The organism is Mycobacterium asiaticum (assembly GCF_001673315.1).
Taxonomy (GTDB): Bacteria; Actinomycetota; Actinomycetes; order Mycobacteriales; family Mycobacteriaceae; genus Mycobacterium; species Mycobacterium asiaticum_B.
The window spans coordinates 1-1,137 of sequence record NZ_LZLQ01000073.1 but is presented as its reverse complement, the minus strand read 5'-3'; the positions used below and the strand labels follow the sequence as shown (position 1 = coordinate 1,137).

The 1,137-nt window shown below is 67.3% G+C and carries 2 protein-coding genes; one reads left to right on the top strand and one right to left on the bottom strand.

The window, feature by feature from the left end:
- Positions 1 to 216 (bottom strand): hypothetical protein (locus A5636_RS26825; RefSeq protein WP_216638834.1); only part of this gene is annotated, 216 nt, incomplete at its 3' end.
- 364 nt (positions 217 to 580) lie between these two features.
- Here A5636_RS26825 and A5636_RS11185 point away from each other — a divergent pair.
- Positions 581 to 1,137 (top strand): PE family protein (locus A5636_RS11185; RefSeq protein ID WP_437339821.1); only part of this gene is annotated, 557 nt, incomplete at its 3' end.

Genomic DNA, 1,137 nt, shown 5'->3' with positions numbered 1-1,137 from the left:
GTGGACAGCATCGACATCGCCGAGCATGTGCCACAACTGGTCGAGCGAACGGCTGTAGGAAGCGGAGATGGTGGCCGTGGTGGTGATGCGGGTGCTGCCGGCTTTGGGGGGCAGGGCGGTGCGGTTAGCCCTGCTGGGATGGGTAGTCCGGGTGGTGCGGGCGTGCCTGGGAGTCCGGGAGTGCCGGGTGCGGGCGGTAACGCTGGGGAGTTTCACGGCACGCCGGGGGCGTCTGGAGCTTCGGGATAAGGCCAGCGTCTGGATCGGATCGTCACGGCCAAACGCGGTGTGGGCGGCGCCGGTGCTGCCCGGCACACTTAGTCCCGATTTTGTTGGGCGATAAACGATTTGATAACCGCTGCGCGTTGGCCAACGGGTCTGACTTGGCGTCGAGTGTGCCGATCACCGGTCCAGGTGGCAAGCGGTGTCGCCGGCCGGTGGCGGTGGGCGGTGTGGATTATTTGGGTTTGTTTTGAGGGTGTGTGATTGGCCACGGTGTGGTGGGGGTGTCGTAGTGTGGCGCTGCTCGGCGATGGGTTTCGGGGCCAGGATGTCGTGAAGGGAGCGGGTTTTGTCTGCTGTGGTGTGGGTGGTGCCGGAGGCGGTTGCGGTGGCGGCAGCCGATGTGGAGCGGATTGGGGTAGTGGTTCGGGCGGCGAATGCGGCGGCGGCGGTGTCGACGACGCGGGTGGCGGTGGCTGCGGGTGATGAGGTGTCGGCGGCGGTGGTGGCGTTGTTTTCTGGTCATGGGCAGGCCTATCAGCAGTGCAGTGCTTTAGCGGAAGCGTTTGGGGCGAGGTGGGTGCAGGCGGTGCAGGGCGCCGGGCGGGCGTATGCGGGTGCCGAGGCGGCCAATGTCGGGTTGTTACAGAGCTTTGAGCAGCGGGTGCTTGGTGTATTGAATGCCCACACCGAGGCGTGGTTGGGGCGTCCGTTGATTGGTGATGGTGTGGCGGGCAGCGCGGGCAGTCCTAATGGTGGGGCGGGCGGAATCTTGTACGGCAACGGTGGTGCCGGGTACAGCCAGACCGCGGCTGGGGTCGCGGGCGGCCGTGGCGGTTCTGCCGGGCTGATCGGTCACGGTGGAGCTGGTGGGGCCGGCGGGGCCGGTGCAAATGGCGGCGCTGGTGGAGCGGG